Origin of the sequence: Acinetobacter sp. P1(2025) (genome assembly GCF_051390655.1) — a bacterium.
Classification (GTDB): domain Bacteria; phylum Pseudomonadota; class Gammaproteobacteria; order Pseudomonadales; family Moraxellaceae; genus Acinetobacter; species Acinetobacter junii.
In genome coordinates, this window is sequence record NZ_JBPKBJ010000009.1 from 63163 (window position 1) to 81181 (window position 18019).

Genomic DNA, 18019 nt, shown 5'->3' on the forward strand with positions numbered 1-18019 from the left:
CTCCTTCATTATTATCAGATCATAATAAAAAACCCTCAAATTATTGAGGGTTTTTTAATCTAAAATTTATTTTGCAGCTTCGCTCCATGCTGGAACTACTGCTTGCATTAGTGGTTTTAACATTTTCATTGAGCAAGCAATGACTTGACCATTTTCCATTGAATCATTACCACCACGAGCATCCACAACCACACCGCCCGCTTCTTTAACAATTAACTCGCCTGCAGCGATATCCCATGGTTTTAAACCTAATTCAAAGAAACCATCAAAACGACCCGCAGCAACATATGCCAAATCTAAAGCTGCTGAACCTGCACGACGAATTTGAGCGCCAGATTTTGTGACTGCCAATAACGAAGCAAAGTGTTGCTCTGCATAAGAAACAATTTCACCATTACGCTTCGCGCGATAAGGATGACCGACTGCTAGGAATGTTTTATCTAAAGTATCTTTGACATTCGCACGAATACGACGTTGATTCATCACTGCGCCACGACCACGACTAGCTGAAAATAACTCATCACGTACTGGATCATAGATCACACCGTGTTGTGTCACGCCTTTGTGTTGTACAGCGATAGAAATACAAAAGTGAGGGAAACCATTGATAAAGTTTTGAGTACCATCTAAAGGATCAATCACCCAACACCAATCAGCGTCGTGACCTTTACCTTCTTGCATACCAAACTCTTCACCAAGGAAGCTATGATTTTTATAGCTTTTGCGAAGTGTATCTATTGTAAGTTGTTCCAAATAACGATCAACACGTGTTACTGGACCATCAATGCCTTTTTCTTCAACTTGTAAATCGAGTTTATGACGATTTTGATGTGCCTTTAAAAGCTCTTGACCAACTGTTTGAGCCGCACGCGCAGCCATAACCACCATAGGTTCCATTGAACACCCACTACAAATTTGAAGATTTTGACAAAGAATAATGCATAAAAGCCCTTACATTCTATCAAATATAAGGGCTTTTAGGGGAAAAATGTTTACGAAAAATTATTTCCGTTTTTTATCTAAAACCAAGCACGTTCAATTGAAGCTAAAATCCCATGCGCATCCAAACCACAATCGGCGAGCATTTGTTGATGTGTAGCTTGATGTAAAAACTCATCTGGCAAACCCAAATTGAGGATTGGCTTTACGATTTTTGCTTGTGCGAGGAATTCATTTACTGCACTTCCCGCACCTGCCATCACGGCATGTTCTTCAACAGTTACGAAAAGCTGAGTTCGTTCAGCAAGTGTACGTATCATTTGTTCATCTAGTGGCTTCACAAAACGCATATTTACCACACGCACACCTATTGCATGCTTATTCGCAAATTGTTGCGCTGCTTCGACTGAAGCTGCCACTCGACTCCCGAAAGCCAAAATACTGATCTGCTGATCTGCATCCAAATTAAATTCTGCAACGATTTCAGCTTTACCAATTTCTAAAGCAGTCATTTGTTGTTGAATTTCTACGCCTGTTCCAGCACCACGTGGGTAACGAACTGCTGTTGGACCTTTATAGTGATATGCAGTGTGTAGCATTTGACGACATTCATTTTCATCTTTTGGCGCCATAATCACCATATTAGGTACAGTACGCATATAGGCATAATCGTATGCACCTGCATGCGTTGGACCATCTTCGCCAACCAAACCAGCACGATCAATACCAAAGGTGACATCTAAATTTTGTAATGCCACATCATGAATCAACTGATCATAGCCACGTTGCAAGAAGGTTGAATAAATCGCAACAACAGGCTTTAAACCTTCACAAGCCATACCCGCTGCCAAAGTCACTGCATGCTGTTCAGCAATTGCAACATCAAAAAAGCGTTCAGGGTATTGCTGTGCAAACTTCACCATGCCAGAACCTTCACACATTGCAGGTGTGATCGCTAATAAACGTGCATCTTGTGCAGCTTCGTCACATAACCACTGTCCAAATACATCTGAATATTTAGGTGGTGATTTTTTCACTGGTGCTGAAGCAGTAGGTGTAATCTTAGTAATGGCATGATAGGTAATCGGATCTGCTTCTGCTGGAGCGAAACCTTTACCTTTTTTAGTGTAAACGTGAACTAATCGCGGACCTTTGCGTTTTTTTAATGCGTGGAAGACTTGAGCAAGTTGTTCAACATTGTGCCCATCAAAGGGTCCGAAATAGTCAAAACCAATCGCTTTAAATAAGTTATCAGCTGCATCTGTTGCAGATTGATGCAAACGCGAATTGTATGTCCATTTTGGATGTGGCTGAACATAAGCTTCGCCCTGTTCATTTACATTGACCAATTGACCCGTTTCCCAAATCGCAGCAAGATGTTTTGCAAAACCACCCGTGCTGCATGAGATCGACATATCATTATCATTCAATACAACGATTAGATCAGCATCATGCGCAACAGCATCATTCATGGCTTCAAAAGCCATCCCTGCTGTCATTGCACCATCACCGATAATCGCAACAACTTCGCAAGGCTTTTGCTGATAACGACGAGCCAATGCCATACCTAATCCAGCAGAAATTGCTGTTGAAGAATGTCCTACACCGAAAGTATCAAAATCAGATTCATCACGTGCTGGAAATGCAGCTAAACCACCTTTACTACGAATTGTGGTAATACGTTCTCGACGCCCAGTCAGGACTTTGTGTGGATATGCTTGATGCCCTACATCCCAAACTAAACGATCATCTGGTGTATTGAAACAGTAGTGCAAAGCAACTGTCAGTTCAATCACACCTAAATTTGCGCCAAAGTGACCACCACTTTGTCCTGCTGCATACAAAATATATTGACGCAACTCATCTGCCACTTGAGGGAGTTGGCTTTGCTCGAGCTGACGTAATTGCTCAGGATGATCGATTTCATCCAACAATGGCGTAACAGGGCGTTGAGTTGGAATTTCGGTATACAACATAATGTGGCAAAGCCTTTTTAAGCCTGGCAAATCCGAAGCTGGGTTAAATGGGGGTGATCATACAATTAAACATGATGCACCTTCAATCAGCCACATGTGCGAATGATGTAGTGCTGAACATTCTCTTGCATACATTTACAGTATAGCCATCAGATTATCCTGAATTATGTCACTGTTTATCAACTATTATTATGTGCTTTGTATGAAAAAGAAAAACTTGTGTGAAAAATCAGACATTCTAATTCACGCAATCTTCACACATTAGGCTATACTTTGACAGTTTTTCTGATAATGGTGAATAAATCTGTGCCGATTGAATTTATTGCAACATCAAAGCTACCAACTGCTTTCGGTGACTTCAATATTTCCGTGTTTCAAGACCCAAAGACGGGTGAAGAACATGTGGCGCTTTCTAAAGGTTTAGAAACTCCACCAAATACTCCTGTTTTAGTTCGTATTCACTCAGAGTGTCTTACGGGCGACGCTTTTGCCTCACTGAAATGTGACTGTGGTCCTCAACTGCAAGCAACCCAACGTTTGATCAATGAAGCAGGTCAAGGTGTCATCCTTTATTTACGTCAAGAAGGTCGTGGCATTGGATTGACCAATAAAATCCGAGCTTATGCACTTCAAGATCAAGGGCATGATACGGTTGATGCTAATCTTCTGTTAAATCTTCCTGCTGATGCACGTCGTTATGATATGTGCAGCATTATGCTCGATCATCTTCAAGTCAAAGAAGTTAAGTTGATTACTAACAACCCTCTAAAACTTAAAGCGCTGACCGATCTTGGTATTAATGTTGTTGAACGTGTACCACTTACTGTTGGAAAAAATCCGTTCAATGAGCAATATTTAAAGACCAAACGTGAGCGTATGGATCATCTCTATCAAAAAGATGACTTCTGATTCACGTTCTTAAACGTTTAAAAATAAAGCAATCAAGGGATTTTTAATCAGAATGATTAAAAATCCCTTATTTTTTTTATGGTTTTATGTTTTGATGTTACTAATACATAGATCACCTCAAGAGGATCATCATGCAGCATCCAACTTCAGCTGATATTCAACGTGTTCGTGAATTTTTACTTGATCTACAAGCACGAATTTGCGCAGGTTTAGAACAACAGGAACGTGCAGGCGGTGGAACCGCTGAGTTTATCATTGATGATTGGGAGAGAACCGAAGGCGGTGGTGGTCGCTCTCGAGTTCTACAAAATGGTGAAGTAATCGAAAAAGGTGGGGTGATGTTTTCCCACATTAACATCAGCAAACTACCTGCTTCAGCGACAGAACGCCATCCACAGATTGCCGGTGCAAAAGCACAAGCCTTGGGCGTTTCATTAGTCATTCATCCTAAAAATCCTAATATTCCAACCTCACATGCCAATGTTCGTTTATTTGTAGCCGAACCTGAAGGTCAAAATCCTGTTTGGTGGTTTGGTGGTGGTTTCGATCTGACACCTTTTTACCCAGATGATCAAGATATTCAAAATTGGCATCAAACCGCTTATGACTTATGCAAGCCTTTTGGTGAAAATGTTTATGCAGAACACAAACAATGGTGTGATGATTATTTCTACTTAAAGCATCGTGATGAACAACGCGGCGTAGGAGGGCTGTTCTTTGATGATCTCAATCAGTGGGATTTCGAAACTTGTTTTAAATATATGCAAGCCGTTGGAAATGGGTACTTAGAGGCGATCTTACCTATTTTTGAAAAGCATCGTGAGCAACCCTATACAGAAGCGCAACGTGAGTTCCAACTTTATCGTCGTGGGCGTTATGTAGAATATAATTTGGTTTATGACCGTGGCACTTTGTTCGGCTTACAAACTGGTGGGCGTATTGAGTCAATTCTAGTAAGTTTACCGAATCTAGCAGGTTGGTCGTATCGTCCAGAATGGGACGCTGACTCGTCAGAGAAACGACTTACAGATTATTATTTAAAACCAAGAGATTGGTTAGGTTTAACAAAATAATTCCTACTCTACATCCCTGTTTTTATAAATCAGGGATGTATTTTATTTATACATTCATTTAAGTTCTAAATATAAAGATCTCAGTGTTCTTGATAGGGTTATGAATTAAATCTGATCTAAAATTTTGTATCAAAGACTTACTCAAACTTTGAGGCTGTTTGATCAAAGTAATCAATAACTGTAAAAATTGTCCGTGTGACAATCACTACGATGATTAATATTTGCAATGCTTTCGGCATGTCGAATGAGAAAGATACTCATAATATAATTTGCATAAACCTCAGCGAAATTCAATCTTATCTGTACATGTTCTGAAAATTAAATCAGCCTGTCATATGGTGCGAGATGTAAATCAATATTGCGGCACACCATGTATCTTTAATAAACTTTGACCACCGCAATCAAGCTGATGACTCATGACCAAACAATTTGCTGTTATTGGAAATCCAATTGAACAATCCCGCTCACCAGAATTGCATCATGCTTTTGCAGCAAAAACTGGCGTTGATTTGAATTATAAAAAAATTCTTGCTCCGCTAGATGGTTTCGAGTCCGCAGTTAAAGCGTTCTTCGATCAAAATGGTGTTGGCATGAATGTCACTGTGCCTTTTAAAGAGCAGGCTTTTGCGTTATGTGACCAACTCACTGAACGTGCCAAGATTGCCAAAGCAGTCAATACTTTATGGATGCAAGACGGTCAACTATATGGTGATAATACCGATGGGCAAGGTTTAGTTGCGGCAATACAAGCTTTGAATTGGAACTTAGCAAATAGCCGTATTTTGATTTTGGGCGCGGGTGGCGCAACGCGCGGTGTGATTTATCCACTGGTTCAAGCTGGTGCAAAAAAAATCGTGATTGCCAACCGTACATTAGCCCGTGGAGAACAATTGGTTGAAGATTTAAAAACGGCTGTGCCCGATACTAAACTACATGCAATCAGCCTAGATCAACTGACAGGTGAGTTTGACATCGTCATTAATGCGACTTCGGCAAGTTTAACGGGTGAAGCTTTGCAATTACCCCAAACACTTATTTTTCATCACGCCTACGAAATGGCATACGGAAAACCATCAAGTTTCCTTGATCAAGCCCTTATGAGACAAGTCCCCTCTACAGATGGATTCGGCATGCTAGTGGGGCAAGCGATTGAAGCTTTCTCTATTTGGAATGGCGTGAAACCTGAATTAAAAGATTTCTTATAAATCAAACCATAAAAAAGAACCTGCATGATGCAGGTTCTTTTTTAACTGAATTATTTTGCGCTTATCATTTTCTGATAAACATCTTTGAAGATTTCATAATCAATAAATTCATTATGTTCAATTTTCAGTGCCTTCAATGATTTATCAGAAAGCTGATTTTTACGTGCGTCAATATATACTTGCCCCAACACATTCGCTGTTTGCTCCAACAAGCTCTTTTCTTCGCTCGAAATACCATTGGTTTGTTCAAACTGGATTTGATATTGTTTCGCAAACAATTGCTGTGGTTGCTTATATTGAGCTTTTAGCTTTTTCCATTGCTGACGGTCTTGGTCACCACGCATTGCATCTGTGACTAAACGATTTACGGCTTGACCCAACTTTTCATCAAACTGATCTTCTTGCTCCAAATGGTGTTTTTTCTGTAAGCTTTCGATTTGTTTCAGAGCCTTACCTTCAGGACTATATACCTCTTCATCTGAGAACCAATAAGCATAGACACTTGCGACTTCTTGTAACTCTTGAGAAGTGTAACGTTTTGCAAGGATTGGATTACTCTCAACCAATTTAGCAATGAACACCGCTTTGTAGGTTTGTTCATATGACTGTGTAGCATCGTAACGCTGCTCAGCAATTACTTTGAGCTGATCATCCAAAGATAATGTATAAGGCTGTGCTGAGCGCTCTTGAATGCCTGTTTGACCTAATTTTTCAGAGAAACTGCCGATCGCTTGTTCAAGGATAGAACCCTTACTCGCTTCCGCCCATGTTTTAGCTTGCTTTAACTGAGCTTGATCAATCGGGGTTGCTTTACCGTAATTTGTCACCAGCATATCTGCTTTGATATTAAAGCTCGACTTCAGCTCAGGCAGTGCATAATTCAAGTCATAATCAAGTTTGACTGCACGCCCTTGTGCATCCAAGCCAACATCCATCACGAAAGGATTACGCTTTTCAACGGGTGGTAATGCTTTTTGAATGTCTGCTTGATGCTTCAGCCAAAGTGCTTTAAAGCCTTGATCATCAATAAATTGATTTTGATCGTATTGAACAAACTCTTTTTCAACTGCGACCAATTTTTCAATATAAGACAAGAAACCCGATGGCGTTTTCTGCTCACCCAAAACATCAACATCGTACATGGTTTGACAATACTGAATATCACCAAAATTTGTTTTGGCAGCATTTTGTAATGCTGTACATTGCTCGCCTGTTAGCACTTGTTCTGTCGCGGTGGCAGACTCTGCAACGGCATCAGCCTCTTCTGTGATATCTTCAGCTTCTTGAGCCACGTCCTCTGCTGCGACTTTGGTTGCATCTGCCTCTTCAGTATATTCATCCTCTGGCTCTTCTACTCCAAAGTGTTGATTCACTAGACGATACAACTCTTGGCTCACCACACTCGCATCATCAGCTGCTGCCTTTGAATTTAATAAAGTGCCACTTTGTTCAGCCTTTGAAGCAGTGTCTGTTTTGTCTTGTTCTGAAATCAATTTTTCAAGATTTTGCTCATCAAATTTCAAAATACTTTGCATTAAGTATTTTTCATTCACTTTGCTATATAGATTCGCTTGCAGAACCAGCTCTTCAATTGTGGTTTTTAAACGAATTTTCTCTACCACACCCGCAGCTTGATCAGCAGAACTCACCGACAAAGCTTGAATACTGTTTGGATCAGCTAAACGATAGTAAATAGCACTCGATGCTTTGATGTATTCTGCAAATTTCTTGTAATCGACTTGTTTAAACAAGCCTTGGTATTTTGAAAAATCTAAATACGCTAAATTGTTCTGATTTTCTTTATTCACCAAGTACGGCATCAATGCAAAATAATTGATGTAGAACTTGTAGTTATTTAAATCCAAAACCATCGGAACTTTCGCTTGAACCAATAAGGTTGGTTTTTCATAACGAGCAGTGAGGTTAAACGAGCCCATCTTTTGTCGATAATGCACAGATCCATCATACTCAAATTGCATATCATTTAAGATGTTAGCCATTACTCGAGCAAATTTATCAAACTTGCTATTGCCCAAACCTTTCGGTTGCTCTGCTAAAGCTTTATATAGTGCTTGTTTTTGCTTTGCATCCAAATTGACTTTTTGCTCGCGCAGATATTGATCAACCTTTTGTTTCAAAGCAGCATCTAAAACATCTTTCTGTTGATCTACTTCAGTTTTATGCTGATCAAGGTCAACATGAATATTAAATTTCCCCCGATAGTCGTAGCTCGGATATTCGTACATCGCATTGATGCTATTTATTGCTTTTTGCTCTAAACTAGAAGAGCTTGAATTGGTTTTAATGACATGCTGAGAACAACCTGAAATACTAAGACCAAACAAACATAATGTTAAATATTTTAAACGCATAGCTTTATCAAACACCTTTATATCGTTATATTTTCAATTACTAAATGGATCATTTTCATATTCAAAACGAGTCTAAAACTTTAGCAGAAAATTGAATTTTCAACTAAGTGTTTTTTGCCTTAATTAGCTTTTCTGACAGTCTTTTCCACAGTGTTTATCAATGTATTTTTATCACCACTGTGAATAATCAAAGTACTGATACAGATAATCCACAACGATTCAAATACAGGATTAAGATTATGCCAGCTTATAAAGCCCCGCTCCGTGATATTCGCTTCTTAATGAATGAAGTGTTCGATTATCCAGCACATTACCAAACTTTGACAAGTGGTCAAAATGCTGATGCTGATACAGTTGACATGATTCTTGAAGGTGCGGCTGATTACTGCGAAAACGTACTTTCTCCAATCAACCAGTCTGGCGACGAAGAAGGTTGTACTTTTAACAACGGCGAAGTAACTACTCCTAAAGGCTTCAAAGAAGCATACGACCAATTCGTAATGGGTGGTTGGCAAGGTCTTTCTTATCCAGAAGAGTTTGGTGGCCAAGGCTTACCAATGTCTTTAAACCTTATCAAATCAGAAATGATGGGTACTGCGAACTGGTCGTTCACAATGTATCCTGGTTTAAGTACAGGTTGTATGAACACCATCATGCAATTCGGTACTGATGAGCAAAAAAATACATATATGCCTAAACTCGTTGAAGGTACTTGGTCTGGCACAATGTGCTTAACTGAGCCTCAATGTGGTACTGACTTAGGTCAAGTAAAAACTAAAGCAGAAGTTGCTGCTGACGGTACTTACAAAATCTCTGGTACAAAAATCTTCATCTCTGCAGGTGAGCACGATTTAACAGAGAATATCATCCACATCGTACTTGCGCGTCTTCCAGATTCACCTGCTGGTACTCGTGGTATTTCGTTATTCATCGTACCTAAGTTCATCCCAACTGCTGATGGCGGTGTAGGTGAACGTAACACGGTTTCTTGTGGTTCGATCGAACACAAAATGGGTATCCGTGCTTCTGCAACTGCTGTATTGAACTTTGATAACGCAACTGGTTACTTAATCGGCGAAATCAACAAAGGTTTACATGCCATGTTTACCTTCATGAACACTGCACGTATTGGTACAGCTGTTCAAGGTATCGCACACGCTGAACTTTCTTTCCAAGGTGCTTTACCTTATGCGAAAGACCGTATGTCTATGCGTGCACTTTCTGGTAAAAAAGAGCCAGAGCGTGTTGCTGATGCGATCATTCACCACGCAGATGTTCGCCGCATGCTTTTAACTCAAAAAGCTGTAGCTGAAGGCGGTCGTGCAATGATTTATCACGCTGCAAAACTTGCTGACAAAATGACTGATGCTCTTGTAAACGGCGACCAAGCTGCTTATGAAGCTGCTGATGACAAATTAGGCTTCTATACGCCAATTCTTAAAGGTTTCTTGACTGAATTAGGTTTGGAAGCTGCAAACCATGGTATCCAAGTATATGGCGGTCATGGTTTCATCAAAGAATGGGGCATGGAACAAATCGCACGTGATGCACGTATCTCAACATTGTATGAAGGTACAACGGGTATCCAAGCACTTGACTTATTAGGTCGTAAAGTTCTTTTAAGCTCAAAAGGTAAAGTCGTTCGTGACTATACTGCTGAAATCTTAAAATTCTGTGCTGCACATGCTCGCAACAAGTATTTACGTCGCTTCGCTTGGGACTTAACTAAGCTTTGCGCTCAATGGAATACATTAACTGTTCGCATCATGCTTGCAGCGCGTAAAGACCGTGACATCGTATCTTCTGCTTCTGCTGATTTCTTGATGTTCTCTGGTTATGTAATGATGGCTTACTTCTGGGCTCAACAAGCTGTAATCGCTTCTGAAAAATTAGAAGCTGGTAACGGCGCTGAAACTCCAGAATTCTATAAAGCAAAAATCAAAGTTGCAGATTTCTACTTTGACCGTTTATTGCCACGTGCTCAAGGTCATGCAGAATCAATGGTATCGACTTCTCGTACATTGACTTCTCTTGCACCAGAACACTTCAGCTTCGATTACTAATCGAAACTGCATAAAAAAGAGCGCTTAAGCGCTCTTTTTTATATTTAAATCCATCATGATTTTACTTTTTCAAAAACATAGGCTTTCTTAGGAAACGGATATTCGTTAAAAAACTTCCGATTTTGTCCGTGATCACCATTCCAAATCTTGTCTAAATTCATCACCAAATCTTGATTCGCATTAATTTGATAGTACAAATTCACATCCGCTGCATCACAACGAATCATGATTTCATTTTGATCTTTATGAACATGCCAATGAACCTGCTTACAGGTCTGTTCAATTTTGGCAATATTCTGTGATGAATCAGTGCCCAAACGTCCAAAGCTGGTATTGGTCCAAAATACAGATCCATCATCTAGTAAATTAATAATATATTCGGCTTCGTTTTCATTGTTCACACATCCAGCAAAAGGATCAGAACATGGGATACGCGCATGATAACGCCCCGCATAGATCAAATCTTGCGGTGATGGTTTTTCCATATGTTTCGATGCGACATGAGGAATGGTTGCCTGACCTGCTACTTCAGTTAAAGCAACACCTTCACTGGTAACCGCTTGATCATCTGCAAGCACAGTCGATACAGCCGCCTCAACAGGTTTAGGCTGGGTTTGACTGTGTGATATCGCTGGTTCAGGATGATGACCATCACACGCCGTCAAACCTAAAACCAATAGAGTTCCTACACTGAGGGGCTGTAAGAATAACCGAAACTGCATATTCATCATTCTCTAACATCAACATCGTTCATTTTATTCAAGACCTCTCCACCCCGTGTAAATCATAAAGAACAGGATATACATTTACACATCTACAGAAGGAATAGAAATAAAGTAACGATGAGTCTGAAATCGCAGGTTGCTATCGCAAGATGCGTTAAGTCGGTGCATTTTAGGCGATAGTGTCGGTTTTTCCATCAATTCTTTACATACCGTAACTATTCTCTCGCTTACAGAAACTTTAAAAAAATGAATTTGCCCCTATCTCTAATATATCAACAGCACATTATCTCAATTTTTTGATTTTTCCCTGTTGTTTCATTTATTTAAGGAGAAAAACTCGATGGCCAATTCTGGTTTATATCGCTCAAACCAACAAAGCATGATCGCTGGTGTAATGGGCGGTATTGCGGAACGTTTTGGTTGGAATGCGAATTTACTACGTTTAATCTTTGTGATTATTTCAATTATGAGCGCCGCTTTCCCAGGTATTTTGGTGTATTTAATCATGTGGTTAGTCATTCCAAAAAGACAGGCAAATCGGGTTGAGCATGTACAAGGTTACAACCAACCTGTCAAAACAGTGTATGAGGATCAAGGAATCAAACGTTAATCTTATTTTTTAGTTTGGTCGCTACGGTTGGATTTACCCCTATACAACCGTAGCTTTTTTTTGCTCACAATACAGATGATTGTTGTTTGATTTGCTGATGCAAAGCCGCAATCATATCAGCCCGACTAATAATTCCAATTAAACGCAGCTCTTCGACCACAGGAATATAATTAAAAGATTTTTCAACAAAATAAGGTACAAGATCTTGAATCGGTTGTAATGGATCAACTTTCACAACTCGACGACTCATAATCTGTTTCACATAATGTTGCCAAGAATTGCGCGGATCAGTGGCTCCTTTGAACCACTCAACAACTTCGTACAATGCTAGAGTTTCAACCAATTGCTCTTGATCATTCACAACTGGCAAACTCATTAAATTAACCGATTTAAACTTATCCAAAGCCTGATGAATATCGTCATTCTCATATAATTTAATTACATCACGGCTCATAATGTCCTGACACACGAACGAATGATTTAATCGCTCATTCGCATGCTCTTGTGCTTCTAAAATGATTTTCTCTAAATCGTATTGGCTGATATCTAATAGTTCAGTATGTTGCTCTAAGGCATATTCGATATCTTTGGGTTGAATCGATACTTTTTGAGTAGGTGTTGGGTCTTTGGAGCGTTCATTGAGATGAGGCATAGTCGGATAATTTCGCCCAATCAGCCGATTAAAAAACACTGCAAAAACAAGTAATAAAAGTGAGTTAAGCAATACAGGGTAAAGGATAAAATGAAAGCCGAGCTTATGTACAGCCTCTCCCCCCAGAACCGCAGTAATGGCTACAGCACCACTTGGTGGATGTAATGAATCTGTGGTCATCATCATAAAGATAGCCAATCCAACAGCCACACTAAATGCTGTGGTTAAATCAGGTAAAAGCTGGGTACATGCCACCCCAATAAATCCTGCTAAAGTATTACCAACCACCACATTCCAAGGCTGTGCTAATGGACTATTTGGAACTGCAAATAATAAAACGGAAGATGCACCCATCGGCGCGATATACCAGGCATTCATCCCGCCCAATACATACCAACTAATCAAAGAAGAAATCGCCAAACCACACAGTGCACCAAAGCCTGAGAACACACGTTCTTTCACTGGAAGAACTTTATAATTAGGTTTTAGTAAATTTATCCAGTCTAATTGGGTCAAGTTCACAATGCACCTTGCTGGTTGGATGTTTTGATTTTCGATCGAAGCAAGTATACGCGCAAAGCCAAATAAGGTGTATTCAAGTTACATCTTAAAGATATGAGATAATCTGATAATCTATTATTCAAGTAATTTTTACCATATATTATAAATTAACCAATATCGATGATTGATCAATTCACTACTGTGCTAGAGAACTGTTTTGTATAAAACTGAGTTTTTAACACTGCTGCTGTGTGCATTAGCAGCATTACTACATGGTCTGAGTGGTTTCGGATTTCCGATGATCAGTACAGCAGCATTGTCTCTGTTTCACCCTCTACAGACTGCCATCGCGATGGTACTTATTCCTTGTATTATAATGAATATGAGTGTGTTAGGGACGCATGAAAAAGCCCCGATCTCCCTATTATATTATGTAAAAAATTACTGGAGTCTTATCGGCAGTAGCCTGATTGGAAGCCTGTTTGGTGTCATGCTACTACTTTATATTGATGAAAGTTATCTCAAGCTATTGTTAGGGATGGTCATTTGGCTCTATGTATTAGATCAATTTAGATCGCAACCTTTGCACCTACGTCGCTCAATTAAAAACATGCTCATATTTGGGTTGCTTGCAGGTGTGATCGGAGGCGCAACCAATGCGATGGCTCCATTTTTGATGATGTATTTGTTAAGTACACAGCATAGTAAAAATGATATCGTGATGATTACCAACATTAGCTTTCTTGCCAGCAAATTAATCCAGCTCTCGATACTCTACCCAACGCTTTTGACCTTTGATCAGGCACAGATATATCTATTGTGTGCAATTACGTTTTTTTCATTATTTTTTATTTATCTTGGTTCTAAGATCAGAATTCATATTTCCCAACAAAAATTCAAACGCCTTATTTTAGTCATTTTGACTGTACTCGGTACCAATGCACTGTGGCAGGGAATCAACATGGTTTAAAAAGATTTTACATAGATGGCAGAACTTAATATTTACTTCTAGTTCTTTGAGACTTTATGGTTATTCAGTTGTATACGCTATCGCAACTAGAACAACTCAAATAAGGATATTTTATGAATGTTCCTCACCTCGAAACACCCACCAATGCCATGCCCAAAGGCTTAATCCGTGGCTGGGTGATTATTGCAATTGCAGCACTGCTGTCTTTCGGTTTATATGAAATTTTGCCTTATGACCAAAATGCCAATAAAGGTCTAAGTCTGTTGTTATTTATCGGTATTTTGTGGCTGACTGAAGCTATTCACATCACCATCACGGCATTGCTAGTCCCTGTGCTCGCGGTTCTCGTCGGTATGCCGAGTGTGGGAGGAGATGGTGAGATTGAAGCAATTTCTACCACTAAAGCACTGAGTACTTTTGCTGATCCAACGATTTTCCTATTTTTTGGTGGTTTTGCCTTGGCAACTGCATTGCATGTGCAAAAACTTGATCGAAAAATTGCCATGTGGATTATTGCAATGTCTAGAGGGCATCTGGGAGTAGCTGTTTTAGCAATCTGTTTGGTCACAGCCGTTTTGTCGATGTGGATTTCGAATACTGCAACCGCGGCTATGATGCTTCCTCTTGCATTGGGTTTGCTTTCACATTTTGATGCGCAAAAAGAACGTAAAACTTTCGTATTTATCCTCTTAGGTATTGCTTATTCAGCAAGTATTGGCGGCTTAGGCACTTTAGTTGGCTCACCACCCAATACGATTGCAGCGAAAGCATTAGGCTATGATTTTGCAGACTGGATGAAAGTCGGTTTGCCTATGATGCTCATCATTTTCCCTGCGATGTTATTTAGTTTGTATATCGTGCTCAGACCTAAACTTAATCATCGTGTGGAATTCAGAACAGAAACTATCCCTTGGAACCGTGATCGTATTCTAACCATGTTAGTTTTCGCTATCACTGCATTGGCATGGATTTTTGGTAAAAGCGTCAGCGAACAGTTTGGAATTACTCAACCTGATACATGGATTGCAGTTCTTGCAGCCTGTATGGTCGTTATCTTAGGAATCGCCACTTGGAAAGATATTGCAGACAATACGGACTGGGGCGTATTAATGCTATTCGGTGGTGGCTTAACTTTAAGTGCCGTTTTAAAAGACTCTGGTTCTTCTTTGGTACTTGGGCAAACTCTGGCAAATGCATTTGGTGATGCCTCACCATTCCTAGTCATCGTGATTGTAGCTGCATTTATTATTTTCTTAACTGAATTTACCAGTAATACAGCCTCAGCTGCACTGCTGGTTCCAGTATTTGCAGCAATCGCTGATCAAATGGGAATTCCAAAAGAAATTCTTGTGGTTGTCATCGGAATCGGGGCTTCATGTGCGTTTATGCTCCCTGTCGCAACACCACCGAATGCGATTGTATTTGGTACGGGGCATATTCAACAAAGTGAAATGATGCGAATTGGCTTTATTCTCAATATTTTATGTATCGCACTGGTTTCAATATTTGTTTACTGGTTTTTCCTCTAAATACAAAAAAAGCGCTACGGCGCTTTTTTATCGCTTTAAATAAGAGAGAAGATCAAACGTATTTTTCATTCAAATATCGCCAATAACGTTTAGGCAAATATTGCACATGTAATTTCAAATTTTGACGTTCTTTAATGTTGATACTATTAAAATAATCTTTCCAAAGTTGATCATATAATTCTTCTTGTTCATCTAATTCTAATTGGAAGTTTTGACTGGCCCCATTTTCGATATTACGGTCAATCTGATGAGCATCTAAAGACACCACGTGAATTTCGCGTAAATCATAATACAATCCATATTTACGTTGTTCGTCATAAATCAACCAACGTTGATCTTGATAACGACGCTTAAAATGCGGCTGTATCAAAGGCAGCACATTAAAATCAGGACGAACCAAACTTAAAAACAATCCATCTGTGGTTTTCTTAAACCGCACAAATGCTTCCATACGATGCTTTTCGCGTCCCACCTTTTTCGTCCATTGCGATATTGCTAAAACACTGGGATGCGAATAATTCTTCTCAACTGAATGTTGATGTCGAAAGACATAGATACAATAATTGAATAAATGCTGATAGGCATCTAAAGACTCAGCTAAATAGGCAAAATAAAATTGTCTCAAAGATGAATGCGACAATTTCTGCTGTAAGGCTGACCAAACACGTGCTGCATGTTGCTCGTGATTTGGAATTTCAACCACCGTGGCAAATAAGCCATGCTGTGCACCTTGGTTTAAACACAGTTGCACGTGGAATTCTTTAAATTGAAAAGCACGAAATACACAGTTGAGTAAACCGACCATAGAGCCATCAAAATAGTAATAAACCACACCATCACTGAGCATGTTTAGAATCCTAAACTCAACTGAGGTGACAGTTGTTTAACGTATTTGGATGAACCCTGCGTTAATATTTGCTGACGAATATCAGTCGTAGAAAGTTCCTTTTGAAACCTTGGACTGTCTTCACAACGAATAAAAAACTGGGCACGTGAATATGCCACACCGAGTTGTTTCAATAAATCAGTATGTATCTTGCCAAAACGACGCGCTTGCACGATTTTCTTAGCTGACTTCACTCCGATGCCTGGTACACGAAGGATCATGCGATAGTCAGCACGATTTAAATCCACTGGAAACTGCTCAGGATGACGCAACGCCCAACTCAGTTTTGGGTCTACATCTAAATCAAGATGTGGGTGTTTTTCATTGACGATTTCATTGACTTCAAAACCATAAAAACGCATCAACCAATCACTTTGATAAAGCCGATTTTCCCTTAATAAAGGTGGCGCTGAACCGACTGCTGGTAAATAGTTATTTTCTGTGTTGATTGGAATATAACCTGAGAAATACACCCGTTTCAGTTTAAATTCTTTGTAATGTCGATCTGCCATTACAAGTACATCTTGATCGGTTTCTTGATGTGCGCCGACCACCATTTGCGTGGTCTGCCCTGCGGGTACATATTTTGGAACATGCTTAATAATTTGACGTTCATCTTTGAGTTGAATTAGTCGATCTCGCACTAAGCCTAAGTCTTTTTGTACTTCTTGATGTGATTTTTCAGGAGCAAATGCTTTTAACCCAACCTCGGTTGGCATTTCTAGATTAATGCTCATGCGGTCAGCATAAAGCCCTGCTTCATGAATCAGTTCAGGCGATGCTCCAGGAATAGTTTTGAGATGAATATAGCCATTAAAATTTTCTTCTAGACGCAGCTTTTTCACCACTTGAAGCATCCGCTCCATCGTATAGTCTGCGGATTTAAAAATACCTGAGCTAAGGAATAATCCCTCTATATAATTACGACGATAAAAATTAATGGTCAGATCAACCACTTCTTGTACGGTAAATGCAGCACGTTTGACATCATTAGAACGGCGTGACACACAATAAGCACAATCAAAAATACAGACATTACTGAACAAGATTTTCAGCAATGAAACACAGCGTCCATCTTCGGTATAGCTATGGCAAATCCCTGCCCGACTGGCATCACCTAAACCTTTGTCTTTATTTTTACGGTCACTACCACTAGAGGAACAGGACACATCATATTTAGCTGCGTCCGCAAGAATTTGTAATTTTTCACGAATGCGATCAGACATAGCAAACACCTCAGTGACAACATCATTTCAAAGCTAACATTTCATGATTTGAAAATTAAGATTGGTAAAGATGTTATGCGTCATGAGGTGACGTTTATGTGAATGGTCTCCCATTCAGGACTTTGCCAACTGGGAAAATATGTCGGCTATTGGGTACGTTTTGAATTGACTCGAAAATTAAACAAAAGCGTTTAAATAATTTATTACTCTGTACACGACAAATTTCATAGGGCCCTTGTCCTATCAGGCTTTTTCTTTCTTAAAATTGCGAGCACTTTCTTAAATTCTTCTTTTTTTCCAAAACCAATCAAACGTAGAATAGCCATTTGAACATAGTCCAAACCGTAGCGAAATAAACTTACTGAAAGTCGTCCATGCTTCTT

At 39.6% G+C, this 18019-nt stretch carries 14 protein-coding genes and 2 pseudogenes; 7 read left to right on the top strand and 9 right to left on the bottom strand.

Annotated features, from left to right (window positions below; genetic code table 11):
* Positions 1–66 precede the first annotated feature (66 nt).
* Positions 67–897 (bottom strand): inositol monophosphatase family protein, encoded by an 831-nt coding sequence (locus ACSC97_RS04130; RefSeq protein WP_004951734.1) that lies wholly within the window; start codon positions 895–897, stop codon positions 67–69.
* Between the two features lie 122 nt (positions 898–1019).
* Positions 1020–2915 carry a 1-deoxy-D-xylulose-5-phosphate synthase gene (gene dxs / locus ACSC97_RS04135; RefSeq protein ID WP_125299075.1) on the bottom strand — a complete coding sequence of 632 codons (1896 nt, stop codon included), beginning with the start codon at positions 2913–2915 and terminating at the stop codon, positions 1020–1022.
* Positions 2916–3221: 306 nt separating this feature from the next.
* Between dxs and ribA the strand changes: the two genes are divergently transcribed.
* Both ribA and hemF read left to right on the top strand, forming a co-directional pair.
* Positions 3222–3824 (top strand): GTP cyclohydrolase II, encoded by a 603-nt coding sequence (gene ribA, locus ACSC97_RS04140; RefSeq protein ID WP_005403269.1) that lies wholly within the window; start codon positions 3222–3224, stop codon positions 3822–3824.
* A 131-nt stretch (positions 3825–3955) separates the two neighbouring features.
* A complete protein-coding gene (gene hemF, locus ACSC97_RS04145) occupies positions 3956–4897 on the top strand; it encodes an oxygen-dependent coproporphyrinogen oxidase (protein WP_436659444.1) in 942 nt (313 codons plus the stop codon).
* A gap of 58 nt (positions 4898–4955) precedes the next feature.
* Here the strand turns inward: hemF and ACSC97_RS04150 are convergent.
* Positions 4956–5096: pseudogene (locus ACSC97_RS04150) on the bottom strand (histidine phosphatase family protein); the annotation flags it as partial.
* A 217-nt stretch (positions 5097–5313) separates the two neighbouring features.
* Here ACSC97_RS04150 and aroE point away from each other — a divergent pair.
* Positions 5314–6102 (top strand): shikimate dehydrogenase, encoded by a 789-nt coding sequence (gene aroE / locus ACSC97_RS04155; protein ID WP_436659446.1) that lies wholly within the window; start codon positions 5314–5316, stop codon positions 6100–6102.
* A gap of 50 nt (positions 6103–6152) precedes the next feature.
* Here the strand turns inward: aroE and ACSC97_RS04160 are convergent, their stop codons facing one another.
* Positions 6153–8474, bottom strand: a complete 2322-nt coding sequence (locus ACSC97_RS04160; RefSeq protein ID WP_436659448.1) for a hypothetical protein — start codon at positions 8472–8474, stop codon at positions 6153–6155.
* A gap of 239 nt (positions 8475–8713) precedes the next feature.
* Here ACSC97_RS04160 and ACSC97_RS04165 point away from each other — a divergent pair, with 239 nt between their 5' ends.
* The gene (locus ACSC97_RS04165) at positions 8714–10537 is read left to right on the top strand and encodes an acyl-CoA dehydrogenase C-terminal domain-containing protein (RefSeq protein WP_404490420.1); all 1824 of its coding nucleotides are present in this window, start codon (positions 8714–8716) and stop codon (positions 10535–10537) included.
* Positions 10538–10590: 53 nt separating this feature from the next.
* Here ACSC97_RS04165 and ACSC97_RS04170 read toward each other — a convergent pair whose 3' ends face one another.
* Positions 10591–11259 (bottom strand): hypothetical protein, encoded by a 669-nt coding sequence (locus ACSC97_RS04170; protein WP_199955541.1) that lies wholly within the window; start codon positions 11257–11259, stop codon positions 10591–10593.
* A 343-nt stretch (positions 11260–11602) separates the two neighbouring features.
* Here ACSC97_RS04170 and ACSC97_RS04175 point away from each other — a divergent pair, with 343 nt between their 5' ends.
* A complete protein-coding gene (locus ACSC97_RS04175; RefSeq protein ID WP_004760601.1) occupies positions 11603–11872 on the top strand; it encodes a PspC domain-containing protein in 270 nt (89 codons plus the stop codon).
* A 64-nt stretch (positions 11873–11936) separates the two neighbouring features.
* Here the strand turns inward: ACSC97_RS04175 and ACSC97_RS04180 are convergent, their stop codons facing one another.
* The gene (locus ACSC97_RS04180; protein ID WP_436659451.1) at positions 11937–13046 is read right to left on the bottom strand and encodes an HPP family protein; all 1110 of its coding nucleotides are present in this window, start codon (positions 13044–13046) and stop codon (positions 11937–11939) included.
* Positions 13047–13242: 196 nt separating this feature from the next.
* Between ACSC97_RS04180 and ACSC97_RS04185 the strand changes: the two genes are divergently transcribed.
* Entirely contained in the window at positions 13243–13995 is a 753-nt protein-coding gene (locus ACSC97_RS04185; RefSeq protein WP_436659453.1) for a sulfite exporter TauE/SafE family protein, read from the top strand.
* 113 nt (positions 13996–14108) lie between these two features.
* Positions 14109–15524, top strand: coding sequence for an SLC13 family permease (locus ACSC97_RS04190; RefSeq protein ID WP_436659455.1), 1416 nt, complete (start codon positions 14109–14111; stop codon positions 15522–15524).
* A gap of 52 nt (positions 15525–15576) precedes the next feature.
* Here ACSC97_RS04190 and ACSC97_RS04195 read toward each other — a convergent pair whose 3' ends face one another.
* From ACSC97_RS04195 to ACSC97_RS04205, 3 genes and pseudogenes are all read right to left on the bottom strand, one after another.
* A complete protein-coding gene (locus ACSC97_RS04195) occupies positions 15577–16371 on the bottom strand; it encodes a TIGR03915 family putative DNA repair protein (protein WP_436659457.1) in 795 nt (264 codons plus the stop codon).
* 2 nt (positions 16372–16373) lie between these two features.
* Complete coding sequence (locus ACSC97_RS04200) at positions 16374–17636, bottom strand: putative DNA modification/repair radical SAM protein (protein ID WP_004757055.1); 1263 nt, start codon at positions 17634–17636, stop codon at positions 16374–16376.
* Between the two features lie 224 nt (positions 17637–17860).
* A pseudogene (locus tag ACSC97_RS04205) lies at positions 17861–18019 on the bottom strand (IS4-like element ISAba33 family transposase); the annotation flags it as partial.